Raw genomic sequence first — 12743 nt, 5'->3', positions numbered from 1 at the left:
GCGTGCCCGCGATGCGCCACGCGGCACCGGCCTCGGTCCGATCAAGCAACCCAAGCCCCCAAGCGCTCACCCGTGGCGTACCTACCGCTCGTGACAAACTCACGGGACGATTACCCTGACCTTTTCACTGAACCGCGACAGGCGCAACCGTATGTCCGATAGGACGATGCTGTGCGGCGCGTGCCGACGAAGCGGCACTCGGTCCGCGCTTTAGACCCTTGCTTGCAGCTTGCGTTCGAGCTGGGCCGCGATGCGCGTCCAGCCGCGCTCGTGGTCCTCGCGCTGGTCCGCGCCGAGCCGGGCGTGCTCGATCGTCATCAACGTCTGTTGCTCTTCGTGCGCCTCCAGCGTCACGGTCACGACGCTGCCGAGGTCGCCTGTGCGCTCCGAGTTCCAGGTGAAGCGCAGCCGGTTGGGGCGGTCCAGCTCGAGGTATTCGCCGGTGACGTGGGTCACGTCTTCACCGTTCACCATGTCGATGCGCAGCCGGCCGCCGACACGTGGATCGCACTCGACTGTGTCGGCCACCGCGGGATAGGGACACAGGAACTCCGCCAGCGCGTCGACATCGAGCCACTCGTCGTACACCACCTCCGGCGGCGCGGGCAGCAGGCGGGTGACGACCGCCGATCGGGGACGGTGCTCGCTCATGACCGGCCCCGCTTCCGCGCCAGGCGTTCTGCCAGCGCGTCGGCACGCGTCGACCAGAAGCTGGTCTGGTCGTGAATCCAGTCCTCGGCGCTGCGCAGTGTCTCGGGCCGCACCGAAAGCCAGTGCTCGCGGCCGCGCACCTCGCGATGGACCAGGCCCGCGTCTTCGAGCACGCCAACATGGCGCGCGACCGCGGCGAACGAGATCGGGCGCGGCGCCGCAAGGTCGGTGATGCGGGCGTCGCCGGCTCGCAGCGTGACGAGCAGCGCCCGCCGCGTCGGGTCGGCGAGCGCCGCGTACACGCGGTCCAGGACCGTCGAATCCTCAACAATCTTGTTGACCATCTCGCCCTCCCGCCCTATCATATTCAATAGATGCGTTGAGCATCAAGCCCGCGACGATGTGCAGCGCCTCTGAACTGACAGCGCCGGCACCAGCCGGCGACGAGGAGGAACCGTGTCGGACCTGAGCACCCATGCAGTCGTTTCCCCTGGCGAGTGGCTGGCGGCGCGCAAGGAGCTGCTGGCCAGGGAGAAGGAGTTCACGCGCCTGCGCGACCAGCTCAGCCAGGAGCGGCGCGATCTGCCCTGGAAAACGGTGGAGAAGGAGTACGTCTTCGAAGGCGGGAACGGGAAGCGCGGCCTGGCAGAGCTTTTCGACGGGAAGAGCCAACTCATCGTCTATCATTTCATGTTTGCGCCGGAGTGGGACGCCGGCTGTCTGCACTGCTCCTTTTGGGCGGATAACTTCGAGCGCACCATCGTGCATCTGAATCAGCGCGATACCGGCATGGTGGCGATCTCGCGGGCGCCGTACAGCAAGCTCGCAGCGTACAAGGCGCGGATGGGCTGGACCTTCGACTGGCTCTCGTCGTTCGCGACCGACTTCAACTACGACTACGCCGTCGCGTTCACGCCCGAACAGTGGCAAGACGGCACAGGCATTCACAACTTTACGAATGTCGTACGGGACGCAACCGACCACGCCGGCGTCAGCGTCTTCTCCAAGCGTGATGACGGCCGCGTCTACCACACGTATTCCACGTATTCGCGCGGCCTCGACATGCTGAACACGGCGTACCACTACCTCGACCTCACGCCGAAGGGCCGCGACGAGGCCGGCCACGACGACCCGCAGTTCTGGGTGCGCCGCCACGACGAGTACGGCCACTGACCCCACGGAAGAGTCCGTGGCTCGTGCCCGGCGGCATCAGCCTTCTGGGAGAGATACGCATGACACGATCGGCGCTCGCCACAACCCGGCAGGGCAGGCTCACCCTGATGGTGCTGCTTGCCTTCGCGGCGGCGGCATGGGTGGTGGTCGTCTGGCAGGCGGAGCACGGCATGCGGGACAGCATGGCGATGGGACTGACGATGGGTATGAGCCCCGCGCTCTTTCTCGCGCTGTGGACCGTGATGATGGCGGCGATGATGCTGCCAAGCGCCGCGCCGATGGTGCTGGTGTTCGCCCGTGTGGCCGCGGACCAGCGGGCCAGTCGCTTGCCCGCGATGGCAACGGCGCTCTTCGTCGGCGGATACCTCGTTGCCTGGGCGGCGGCCGGGGTGCTCGCCTTCATCGCCGCGGTCGCGGCCGACGGTCTTGGCCGACCGTTCTGCCTGGCTCATGGCGCCTGCGGCGCAACTCGGCGGCGTCAGTCTGCTGCTGGCCGGCCTCTACCAGCTCAGCGCGGTCAAGCGTGCCTGCCTGGCACGTTGCCGCGAGCCGCGCGTTCGTGCTCGATTCCTGGCGCGAGGGCGGCGGCGCCCTGCGCCTGGGGGATGAGGCATGGACTGATCTGCCTCGGCAGCTCCGGCGTGCTCTTCCTGCTGCTGTTGCTGCCGCTGGGCATGATGAACCTCGGCGCCATGCTGCTGCTCACGCTGCTCATCTTCGCGGAGAAAGTCCCTGCCGCTGGGAAGCACGACCAGTCGCGTGACCGCGATGGGGCTGATCGCCTTCGGCCTGCTGGTCATCGTCGTGCCCGTCGCCCCGCCGACGACGCTCTGAGCGGTCTCGCACCAGCGACGCGGTGCGTGTCCGCGGCCATCGCCCTCAACCCCCTTCCCCTTCTCCCAATCCTGGGAGAAGGGGCGATCGGGCGTAGCACGACTCTGTCGGCGTCGGGTTAACCGGAGTGTTCACGGAACGCTTCAGGCTGGATCGTCTCCTTCCCTCCAGGATTGGGGGAAGGAGAGACGAGAGGATGAGGGCCGATGGCCGCGACCTGTATACATGCCACTGGGCGAGCCCGGTGCGCCCCGGAGCAGCTGAGCGGCGTCAGTCGTCGAGCAGGGCCTCGCGCGGGTCGGCGGCGCCGCGGGCGGTCTCGCGCGTCTCGATGCGCAGCGCCGCGGCGAGGCGGCGGTAGGCTTCCAGCGGGTCGCCGTACTTGCGGTGGCCCGCGTTATGCTTCGCCGCCGCCAGCAGCAGCTTTTCGCGCGCGGCTGCCGTGCTGCGTCCGTAGTCTTCGACCAGGCAGAGGCCGATCTCCTGGTTGTGCGGGTCGTTGCCGATCTTCGCCGCGACGCTTGCCAGCGTTCGGCAAAGCGGGGCGCGGTCGTGGCCGCCGTGGAGGTAGGCCGCCGTCCAGGCCACGCTCGCGTCGGGGTCGAGCGCGAGCTGCGCCGCCTCCAGCCGCTGCAGGAGTTGGTCGCCCGAGAGCGCGTCGGAGCCGCGCGGGCGGCGGACGGTGATCGGGCCGTTGCCGGACGTGTTCTGCTGGTGGTGCGCCGCCTGGTTCACGATCGAGCCGGCGACGAACAGCAACTTCACCTGGTGCGGGTGCTCGAAGGTGTCATAGAACCAGCGCAGCGTGCTGGTGTACTCATAGCAGTGCTGCGACATGCTGAAGTTGTTGGGGTGGCCGGTCAGCAGGATCGTCTCGGCCGCGGCGATCTGGATCGTGTCGAGGATCGGCTTCGGCCCGCGCCCGCGCTTCAGCAGATCGGCGATCTTCAGGTTCCAGGCGGGCTCGTGGGCGTGCAGCAGCAGGTCCACCAGCTCGCGCTGCTCGGCCTTGCTCAGCGGCGCCGTCTGCGCGCGCATCGCGCCGTCCCGGCCCTCCAGGACAAGCGCGCAGATGTTGGCGCCCATCTCGTAGCTGGAGTACCAGCGCGGCCCCACGGCGATATCCGGCACGCCGGCGTAGACGACGCTGTGCGCGTTCTCCCAGCCAAGCAGTTGGCCCAGCTCGATCGTGGCGCGGGCGCGGTACGACTTGTGGCCGGTGGTATACGAGCGATTGAAGAGCATGCGGTCCTGCACGTCGATCAGGCCCGCGAAGGCGAGCTGCGCCTGCAACTGCTCGCGTTCCGTGTCGTTCGCCTGCTCCAGCAGGCCCAAAAAGACCCGGTACTGCTCGATCACCTCGCCGCGCTGCACCAGCGTCAGCCAGTGGTTGAGCTTCTCCGCGAAGCTCAGGCCGCCGTCGAGGAACTTCGGCTCCTGGTCGGGCCAGCAGACCTGCGGCGGCGGGGCGCCCGTGGCATCGATCTGGTAGAGGCGCACGTAGTGGCCCGGCGCCTTGCCGATCAGCTGGCTCCAGATGTCGAGGCCGGTGGGTACGTACCAGACGGTCTGCGCCAGCGGCAGCCAGCGCAGCTCGTGCGGCACGCGCGGCAACAGGCGCAGGGCGGCGCCGGCGCTGAGCAGGCAGTGGTCGTTGTTGACGAATTTCACCACGCCGTGGTCGAGGCGCTGGTGGTAGGGCACGTGCGTGTACGGCGCGTGGATGCGCACCAGCTCGCCCGTGATCTCGCTGAACGGCCGCTCGTCCTGCGCCATGGCGTAGAACAGCTCGCTGGCGCCGACCTGGTCGCGGGAGAGGATGCGCTCCTCCCACTCCGCGTAGCGCCGCGCTGCCGGCCGGTCCGTGGTTGCGACCATCGCTTTCGCTCTCCCGCTGCTGGTCCAGGCGCTGAAAAAGCCCGGGCCGGTCTGGCTTCACTCTACCGCCTACCGCCAGACGCTGCCACCGAGTTCGCGGATTCCGCAACTCTCGACGGACACGGAGTTCGCTTTCGGCGCGGTGGCTCCGGGCTTCCTCACGGCAGCGAGTAGCAGACGACGTGCGCCGCCTCGTCGGCGATGTAGAGCCGGCCGTCCACGACGATCGGCGTCTGCCAGTGGTTGCCGCCGATGTTGCCGCCCGCCGAATCCTGCGCCGAGGACCAGAGCTGACGACCGTCGTGCGGATCGCGCGCCGTGACGCCGTCGCCCGTGGTCAGGAAGAGCACGCCGCCCGCGAGCACCGGCGAGGAGCCGCCCTGCCCCAGCCGCCAGGCCTCGTCCAGCCGCGTGACGCCGCTGCCGTCGGTGGCGATGCGGTAGGCCACCGTCGTCCGCGCCGTCACCACGAACACCCAGTCGCCGCCGTTCGCCTGCGTGTCCTGCCAGACCGCGGGCGAGGTGAGGATCTGGCCCTGGTTGAGCGCGATCGCCTGCAGCTCGCCGCCGAGACCGCCCAGGTGCGCGCGGTCGAGCAGGCGCAGCACGCCGTCCTTTCCGCCCTGCACGGCAAGATACGGCGTCTTGCTCTGCGGCTGATCGGGCAGCAGCGCCGGCGCCGTGCTGCCCAGGTCCAGGTCGCGATCGTCGAGCTGCTGGTAGGTTGACGGCGTCCAGCTGTCCAGCAGCCTGCCGGCATCGGCGCTGAGCCGTAGCACGCTGTCGCCGTAGTCCTTGCCGCCGCTGTTCGCGTCGAAGGGGCCGTTGCCGCTGGCGATGTACAGGCTGCCGGCGGTCGGGCCGTCGCCCTCGTCCACCACGACGCCGCCCCGCGCCCAGACCCCGGCCTCGCGCTGACTGCAGGCTGCCTGGCTGCCCGGAGCAGCGCTCGGCGGGGCGAGCAGCGCGTGCTGGTCGCTGCAGAGCACGTTGAAGACGCTGACGGCGCCGTCGGCCAGTCGCACGCTGACGACGTGGCCGACGTAGGGACCGAAGTCGCCGAAGTAGCCGGAAAGCGCGACGTAGAGATAGCCGTTGGCCACGTTCAGCGCCGAGGAGCGCTTCTCGTAGCCGTTGAGGTGCGTGACGACGACGGGCCACGGCGCGGCGGTGTCCTCCTGACCGGTGCCGGCGGCGTAGCGGTGCACGGCGCCGTCGTTGCCCGCGGCGTAGATCCACTGGTGCGAGGGGTCGGCGGCGGGCGTGGCGCAGACCTGGCAGCGCTGGCCGGGAATCTGCGGCCCGCTCGTGTCCTTGCGCCAGACGATTGCGCCGCTCGCCGCGTTCAGCGCCAGCGTGCTGCCGTGCGAGGTGGTGACATAGAGCAGATCGGCGCGGCTGCCGTCGCCCAGCGCCACGGCGTGCAGCAGGATGGGCGAGCCGCCAGTTAGTTCGGGCAGCGCCTGCGTCCACTGCTGCCGCAACCCGCCGACGCCGTTCGGGTTGATGGCAGTTTCATTCGGATTGACGCCGCTGCGCTGCGGGTCGTGGCCGTACACCGGCCAGTCCGTCCCGGTTGCAGATGCTGCCGTGGCCGTTGAGGCCGGCCCGGCCGGCGTGCCGGCGGCGGGTGCGCGAGCAGTTGCGGGACTTGGCGCGATGGCAGCGGGTGTCCGGTCGGCAATACCGGATATTGCCGGGGTGGCGATCGCCGCGAAAGAGCCAGCTTGCTGCACCGGCGTCGCACGGTTCGGAGTCGACTTGCTGCACGCCGCGAGCAGCAGCGCCAGCACCGGCAAAACCATGACCCGTGCGCGGCCGCGTCCCGACATCTCGCGCCTCCGCTACCCATCCGCCCGCGGTGCCGAGTCATTCTTAGCACGCGCGCTCGTCGCCTGCCTCATCCGGTCGAGGGCACAGGTTGCGGGCCGCAGGCAGAGGCGCGAACAGAGCGCTGCCCGCGGATGACCCCGGATCTCAACCATCTCACCGATGCTCGTACAGGCGCATTCCTCCGCCGGTTCCGGCCGGCGGTCGCATCCTGCGCTATACTGCCGGCGTCGGTTCAGATTCCAGCGGAGGCGAGACGATGGTCGGCACCGCGACGAAGCCCGCGCAAACGCTGCTGCCCGAGGCAGAGCCCGCCTCGCTGGGCATCGACCCGGAGCGGCTGGAACGGCTCTACGCCCTGATCGAGCAGCAGATCGAGGAAGGCCGCTATCCCGGCGCGCAGATCGCGATGGCGCGGCAGGGCAAGCTCGCCGCCTTCAAGAGCTTCGGCCGGGCGCGGCTGGAGCCGCACGCGGAGCCGGCCGGCGCACGCACCACCTGGCTGCTGATGTCGCAGACCAAGGTCATTACCGCCGCCACGATATGGATCCTGGTCGAGCGCGGGCTGCTGCGCTTCGCCGACCGCATCGCCGAGCACGTGCCGGAGTTCGCCAAAAACGGCAAGGGCGAGATCACGCTCTTCCAGGTGCTCACGCACCAGGGTGGCTTTCCCGGCGCCGTCGTGCCGGAAGACGCCTGGGCCGACCACGAGCTGCTGCGCCGCACGGTTTGCGACTTCACGCTCGAATGGACGCCCGGCTCAAAAATCCAGTACCACGGCGCCTCCGCGCACTGGACGGCGGCCGTGCTGATTGAGGCGATCACCGGCCACGACTTCCGCGAGGTGATCCGCTCGGAACTGCTCGACCCGCTCGGCCTGGCCGACATCTTTGTCGGCGTGCCGGCGGCCGAACAGGGCCGCTGCGCCGATTTCCACACCCTGCAGGAGGGCCGCATGGTGCCGGCGCCGGGCCGCAACACGGCGGCGTTTCGTGCCGCGGGCGTGCCGGGCGGCGGCGGTTTTGCCTCGGCGGCGGCCTACGCGGCCTTCTACCAGATGATGCTGGCCGGCGGCGAGCTGAACGGCGTGCGCGTGCTCAGCCCGCGGATGATCGACTTTGTCACGCGCAACCACACCGGCGATCGCCTGGACGAGAACATGGGCATGCCGATGCACCGCGGTCTCGGTCCGCACGTGCGCGGGTTCACGCCCACGGTTCGCGGCCTCGGCACGATCGCCTCGCCCAGCACCTACGGCCACGGCGGCGCCGGCAGCTCCTACTCCTGGGCCGATCCGGAGTCGGGCGTCTCCTTTACCTATCTCAGCAACGCGCTGTGCGAGGAGCCCTGGCACACGCAGCGGCTTGACAAGATCGCCACAATCGCGCACTCCGCGATCAGGGAATAGGGAATAGAGGGCGCAGGACGCAGGACGCAGGGATGCAGGCAGGGGCGCACCTTCACCGCTGCTCCGCAGCCATCTTCGGTCGACGGCGCCCTCCGCGCCGCGGGCGCGAGATGTGGCGAGCCGGACCGGCCTCGAACGGTTCGCTTCTGCATCGCCGGTTTGCCCCTTTCGCCTATACGCGCTGGAAGAGCCGCGAATCCCAGACATCTGTGGATGGGAGAGAAGGGGCAGGGGAGTGAAGGCCAACCGTCAGATCGAGCCGGCGGCACTGCGCGATCTGCTCGCCGGCGCCGCGCCGCCCGCGCTGCTCGACGTGCGCGAGGCGGGCGAATACAACACTGCCCACATCCCCGGCTTTTGCAGCCTGCCGCGCCGCCTGATCGAAGCGCGCCTCGTGCGGCTCGTGCCCTGCCGCGCGCACGCGATCGCCCTCTGCGACAGCGACGGCCGCCGCGCCGCCCTCGCCGCGGAGACGGCCGAGCGTATGGGCTACGCCGACGTGACCGTGCTCGCCGGCGGCGTCAACCGCTGGGCCAGCGAGGGGCTGCCGACCGAGTGGGGCAGCAACGTGCCCAGCAAGGACTTCGGCGAGGCGGTCGAGGTGCGCCATCACGTGCCCACGGTCTCGGCGCAGGAATTGCAGGCGCGCATCGCCGCGGGCGAGCAGCTCGTGATCCTCGACACGCGCACGCCGGAAGAGTACCGCCGCGCCTGCATCCCCGGCGGGCGCAGCCTGCCTGGCGGCGAGCTGGCGCGGCACATCGCCGACATCGTGCACGAGCAGCCGGGGGCCACGGTCGTCGTCAACTGCGCCGGGCGCACGCGCAGCATCATCGGCGCCCGCGTCCTGCAACGCATGGGTGTGCCGGCCGTGAGCCTGCGCAACGGCACCTCCGGCTGGGTGTTGGCCGGGCTGGAGCTGGAACGCGGCGCCGGCCGCACCGAGCTGCCGCCGCTCAGCGACAATGGCCGCGCGGCCGCACTCGCCTTTGCCCGGCGCGTGGCGGCCGAAGACGGCGCGAGGCTGATCGGCCCGGACGAGGCCGGCGCCCTGCTGGCCGGCTCCGTGGATCGCTGCCTCTACCCGATCGACGTGCGCAGCGAGGCGGAGTACGCCGCCGGCCACATTCCCGGTTTCTGGTGGTTCCCCGGTGGGCAGGCCGTGCAGCGCAGCGATGATCTGGTCGCCGTGCGCGACGGCACGATCATCTTCGCCTGCGACGACGGCGCCCGCTCAGCGATCGCCGCCTCATGGTTCCGGCAGATGGGTTTCCCCAATGTCTGCGCCCTCGCCGGCGGGACCGGGGCATGGACCGCGGCCGGGCGGACGCTGATCAGCGGCGCGGACGAGCCGGAGGTCTTCGGCCTGCACGAGGCCGAGGCGGCGCTGACCTCGCTGGCGCCGCACGAGCTGAAGGCGCGGCTCGGCGCAGAGCCGCACGTCACGGTGCTCTTCGTCGATTCGAGCGACGCCTTCGCTCGCGGCCACGTGCCGGGCGCGATCTGGCTGCCGCGCGGCTGGCTGGAGCTGCGCATCGCCGCGCTGGCGCCGCGCCTCGACGCGCCCCTCGTGCTCAGCGATGCAGACGGCCGGCAGGCGCCGCTCGCCGCGCGTACGCTGCGCGAGCGGGGCTACCGCGACGTGGCCGTGCTGCACGGCGGCATGCGTGCCTGGCACGCCGCCGAGCTGCCGCTCGAACGCGGCCTCAGCGGCGTGATGTCGGCGCCGGAGGACGTGGTGCCTGCCGGCCCCGACCGCACGCAGGCGGACATCATTCATTACCTGAGCTGGGAAGAGGCGCTGGGCCGCAAGTACGCCTGAGCCGATAACCAGCGTGAGAGTTGGCGTCCGCGGCGCGGCGACTGCGGCCTGTCGATGCGGCCTGCTCTATGACCACGCATGCACAGGTATTGTTGAGTTTCCCATTCTGAAGCCGGCTCGCGCGGCGTATGATCCTTCCCGGCGTGGCTGCGGCCCGCCCAGAGGAGCGGCGATGGCGGCAACGATCGAGTGCGCGGCCTGCGGCCGCGCGAACCGTGCCGGAGCGCGGTTTTGCACCGGATGCGGCGCGGCGATCGAGGGCGCCGTGCTGGTTGGCCGCCCCGTCACGCCACCGATGCCCGCTCACGAACGGCCGACCGTGCCGCTGGAGCAACCGGCGCATCTGCCGGCAACTACCGCCGCGCCCGCGCCGCCGCAGGAGCGGCCGACGGTTCCACTCGAACAGCCGCCCCAAAACGCCAGCCACGCTGTCTCGCCCCCCGGCGATACCCTCGCCGGTGCAGTGCTGCTCGCCGGGCAGGGCGTCGTCCCTTCCGCCGCCGTGCCCGGGTTCGATGCGGCGTTGCGTCCGGCGGCGGTGCAAACCGCGGCAGCCATGAGTACCGTGGCCACACCTGCCGCGCCAGCAAGTGCAGCGGTCGCCGGTGCGGCGCTACCCGGCCCGCTCTCGCGCGAGACGTTCTACGCGGCGCAGCGCCGCTACCGGCGGCGGGCGCTGCTGCTCTCGCTGGTCTGCGCCGTGCCGGTGCTCGCGCTGGCCATCCTCGTCGCGGCGCTGATCAGCCCCTGGCTCTACCTCGCGGCTGCCGTGGCGTTGCGGCTGCTGCGGCTGGCGGGGCCGCTCTCGGGACCGGCGCGCGATCTGGCGCTCCTGATCGACGGCCTCGGGCTGCCGCTCAAAGAGGGCCTGCACAGCCGTCCCGTGCAGACCGGCGCCGTGCTTCGCAGCGCCATCGGCCTGCTCGCGCCGAGCATCGCTCTGATCGTCCTGCTCTGGCTCTGGGTGCGCGTGCTCTTCCGTCACGCGGCCACGGGCGGCACGCTGCTGCGCCTCGGCGCCCGCGAGCCGAAGCCGAACGACCTGGAGGAGCGCCAGCTCGTCAACGTGGTCGAAGAGATCGCGATCGCCGCCGGCATCCCGTCGCCGCGCGTGCTCGTGCTCGACGGCCGGGGAGTCAACGCCGCGGTGATCGGCTCCTCGCACACCGACGCGACCGTCGTCGTCTCGCGCGCCATGCTCGACACGCTTAGCCGCGACGAGCTGCTCGGCGTGTTGGCGGTGCTGGCCGGCTCGGCGGGCAACGGCGACCTCGGCCTCGCCAATACGATTGTCTCCGTCTTCCAGACGATCGGCCTCGTGCTGGCCGGGCGCGATTTCCTCTTCAGCGGTGTGGCGCGGCGCACCGTCTGGCGTTTCCTCGGCTTCGTTTTCCACAACCACGGCAGCCAGGAGCAGAAGGCGGCGCGGGCGGCGGCGCTCTCCGAGCTGATGCTGCGCAGTGCCACCGTGGATGGCCTCGACGACGACCCGAACGCGCCCGCCGGCCAGTCCAAGTCGAAAGACCTCGGCTGGCTGGGCATCATCACCGTCTGGCCGTACCTCGCCAGCGCCATGTTCCGCATGTTCATGCTGTTTTACGAGAACGGCGTGACCGGACCGCTGCTCGGCTGGATCTGGCGCACGCGCCGCTACCTGGCCGACGCGACTTCGGTGCAGCTCACGCGCAACCCGGACGGCCTTGCCCACGCGCTCGTGCGCTTCGAGAGCTGCTACACCGCGGTGCCAGGCGGCGGCTCGGCCTCGCACCTGTTCGTCGTCGGGCAGCACGGCTCGGCCGTGCCGCCGGCGGCGGCCTTGCAACTGCGCGACGCCTGGCGGGCGAAGGCCGAGCAGTTGAAGGGCAAGCCGCTGCCCGAGCGGCTCGCGGCGATGCGGGCGATGCAGGCGGAGCTGGCCCAGCGGGTGCAAGCGGCGCAGGCCGCCGATCCGGCGCTGGCCGCGGCCAGCGCGCAGTCGAAAGCCGGCCGAGGCGAGGACACATTCAAAGACGAGCTGGGCATGCACGGCCTGCAGCCGCCGATCGACAAGCGGCTGCGCAAGCTGCAGGCGCTCGGCGCGCACGTGGACGCGCCCTCGAAGCTGCACAGCCTGCGCCATGCGTCGTTGAAGGCCAGGGCCCTCGTCTTCGGCCTGATCGGCCTGTTTGGCGTGGTGATCGTCGGGCTGCTGGGCGTGGCCGTCGGCCTGATCGTGGTCATGGCCGCGGCGTTCAACGCGCTGCTGGCGCTGCCGGTGCTGGCGATTGCGCTGGCGCTGGTCGAGGCGGCGCTGCGCTGAGCGGCGCCGGCAGAAGGTCACGCTTCGAGGAGGAGCCGGGATGGGCATCGTACTGATCGTCATCGCCGTGGTTGTGGTTGTGCTCGTGCTGGGGGCGATCGCCAGCTACAACGGGCTGATCGCCAGGCGCAACCGGGTGAGGAACGCCTGGGCGCAGATCGATGTGCAGCTCAAGCGGCGGCACGACCTGATTCCGAACCTGGTGAACGCGGTCAAGGGCTATATGCAGCACGAGAGCAGCGTGATCGAGAGCGTGAGCCTTGCCCGCGAGGCGGCGATCGCGGCCGGCGACAACGTACAGGCCCGCGCCGGCGCCGAGAACCAGCTCACGCAGAGCCTTCGCTCGCTCTTCGCCGTGGCCGAGGCGTATCCCGACCTGAAGGCAAACCAGAACATGATGGCGCTGCAGGAGGAGCTGGTTTCGACCGAGAACCGCGTCGGCTTCGCGCGGCAGTTCTACAACGACTCGGTGATGGAGTACAACACGTCGCGCGAGAGCTTTCCGCGCAACGTCTTCGCCGGCATGTTCGGCTTCCAGGATGCGCAGCCGTTCCAGCTCGACGACCCGAGCGACCGCGCCGTGCCGCAGGTCACTTTTTAGGGAATGGGGAATAGAGGATGTGGGGCGGAGGGCGAAGCCCCAGCGTCTCCCCTCTCCCAATCCTGGGAGAGGGGCCGGGGGTGAGGGCCGGTGGCCGGGGGCTGCGGCGGGTGTGACAAGTTGTAATGGGTCAAGTGATTAGGCGGCCTGGGCGAGTTGCGTGGCGTGCTGGGCGCGGAGTGCAACCATGACCTGGCCGCCAGCATCCGACCAGCGTGCCCCGGCCCGCTTGAGCCGCTGTTGGATG

The 12743-nt window shown here is 70.3% G+C and carries 10 protein-coding genes; 6 read left to right on the top strand and 4 right to left on the bottom strand.

What is annotated here, in order from left to right; genetic code table 11:
- Window positions 1–210 precede the first annotated feature (210 nt).
- Together VKV26_23210 and VKV26_23205 are read right to left on the bottom strand one after the other, a co-directional pair.
- A complete protein-coding gene (locus VKV26_23210; GenBank protein HLZ72823.1) occupies window positions 211–651 on the bottom strand; it encodes an SRPBCC domain-containing protein in 441 nt (146 codons plus the stop codon).
- Complete coding sequence (locus tag VKV26_23205) at window positions 648–983, bottom strand: metalloregulator ArsR/SmtB family transcription factor (protein ID HLZ72822.1); 336 nt, start codon at window positions 981–983, stop codon at window positions 648–650. Before VKV26_23205 ends, VKV26_23210 begins: the two co-directional genes overlap by 4 nt.
- A gap of 124 nt (window positions 984–1107) precedes the next feature.
- On the opposite strand from VKV26_23205, the gene VKV26_23200 reads away from it, so the two are divergent.
- Window positions 1108–1824 carry a DUF899 domain-containing protein gene (locus VKV26_23200; protein HLZ72821.1) on the top strand — a complete coding sequence of 239 codons (717 nt, stop codon included), beginning with the start codon at window positions 1108–1110 and terminating at the stop codon, window positions 1822–1824.
- Between the two features lie 23 nt (window positions 1825–1847).
- Entirely contained in the window at window positions 1848–2780 is a 933-nt protein-coding gene (locus VKV26_23195) for a DUF2182 domain-containing protein (protein HLZ72820.1), read from the top strand.
- Between the two features lie 148 nt (window positions 2781–2928).
- On the opposite strand, the gene VKV26_23190 is transcribed toward VKV26_23195, so the two are convergent.
- Together VKV26_23190 and VKV26_23185 are read right to left on the bottom strand one after the other, a co-directional pair.
- Window positions 2929–4536, bottom strand: coding sequence for a hypothetical protein (locus tag VKV26_23190; protein ID HLZ72819.1), 1608 nt, complete (start codon window positions 4534–4536; stop codon window positions 2929–2931).
- Between the two features lie 158 nt (window positions 4537–4694).
- Entirely contained in the window at window positions 4695–6095 is a 1401-nt protein-coding gene (locus tag VKV26_23185) for a PQQ-binding-like beta-propeller repeat protein (protein HLZ72818.1), read from the bottom strand.
- A gap of 530 nt (window positions 6096–6625) precedes the next feature.
- Between VKV26_23185 and VKV26_23180 the strand changes: the two genes are divergently transcribed.
- From VKV26_23180 to VKV26_23165, 4 genes are all read left to right on the top strand, one after another.
- On the top strand, window positions 6626–7774 hold the full coding sequence (locus tag VKV26_23180; GenBank protein ID HLZ72817.1) for a serine hydrolase domain-containing protein: 1149 nt from the start codon (window positions 6626–6628) through the stop codon (window positions 7772–7774).
- A gap of 235 nt (window positions 7775–8009) precedes the next feature.
- Window positions 8010–9596, top strand: coding sequence for a rhodanese-like domain-containing protein (locus VKV26_23175; GenBank protein HLZ72816.1), 1587 nt, complete (start codon window positions 8010–8012; stop codon window positions 9594–9596).
- A gap of 172 nt (window positions 9597–9768) precedes the next feature.
- Window positions 9769–11895: a M48 family metalloprotease gene (locus tag VKV26_23170; GenBank protein ID HLZ72815.1), complete on the top strand. Its 2127-nt coding sequence runs from the start codon at window positions 9769–9771 to the stop codon at window positions 11893–11895.
- Window positions 11896–11935: 40 nt separating this feature from the next.
- Window positions 11936–12496: a LemA family protein gene (locus VKV26_23165; protein ID HLZ72814.1), complete on the top strand. Its 561-nt coding sequence runs from the start codon at window positions 11936–11938 to the stop codon at window positions 12494–12496.
- Window positions 12497–12743: the final 247 nt, after the last annotated feature.

This window comes from Dehalococcoidia bacterium (genome assembly GCA_035310145.1).
Lineage (GTDB): Bacteria > Chloroflexota > Dehalococcoidia > CAUJGQ01 > CAUJGQ01 > CALFMN01.
The sequence above is the reverse complement of the archived record's forward strand: the minus strand, read 5'-3'. Positions and strand labels throughout refer to the sequence as shown.

What these genes read in the sequence shown, in the direction of transcription:
- VKV26_23210 (HLZ72823.1), bottom strand. Translation starts at nt 651, where the DNA reads ATGAGCGAGCACCGTCCCCGATCGGCGGTCGTCACCCGCCTGCTGCCC.
- VKV26_23190 (HLZ72819.1), bottom strand. Translation starts at nt 4,536, where the DNA reads ATGGTCGCAACCACGGACCGGCCGGCAGCGCGGCGCTACGCGGAGTGG.
- VKV26_23180 (HLZ72817.1), top strand. Translation starts at nt 6,626, where the DNA reads ATGGTCGGCACCGCGACGAAGCCCGCGCAAACGCTGCTGCCCGAGGCA.
- VKV26_23170 (HLZ72815.1), top strand. Translation starts at nt 9,769, where the DNA reads ATGGCGGCAACGATCGAGTGCGCGGCCTGCGGCCGCGCGAACCGTGCC.
- VKV26_23165 (HLZ72814.1), top strand. Translation starts at nt 11,936, where the DNA reads ATGGGCATCGTACTGATCGTCATCGCCGTGGTTGTGGTTGTGCTCGTG.